Annotated in this window: 1 protein-coding gene; it reads left to right on the top strand. The window is 43.9% G+C overall.

What is annotated here, in order from left to right:
• Positions 1–9: 9 nt before the first annotated feature.
• On the top strand, positions 10–262 hold a 253-nt coding region (locus AC1RPG_RS08835; RefSeq protein ID WP_481762613.1), incomplete at its 3' end, for an ABC transporter permease subunit.

Genomic DNA, 262 nt, shown 5'->3' with positions numbered 1-262 from the left:
GCGGCAAAGGTGCTTGGGTATTCGAAAGGTCAGACATTTTTCCGTATTGTATTTCCACAGGTGTGTAAACATATTCTGCCTGCCGTGACGAATGAGATCATTACATTGGTAAAAGATACTTCACTTGCATTTGTATTGGCGGTAACTGAGATGTTTACTATGGCAAAGCAAATCGCAGCGGCACAGACCTCTATGGTTCCATATATCGCGGCCGGTATCTTCTATTATGTGTTCAACCTGCTGGTTGCGATGATCATGGAGA

The sequence above is a fragment of the Dellaglioa sp. CoH-57-MRSF-18 genome (assembly GCF_056781995.1).
Note: the sequence above shows the minus strand (reverse complement) of the source record. Positions and strands in the feature narration are given on the sequence as shown.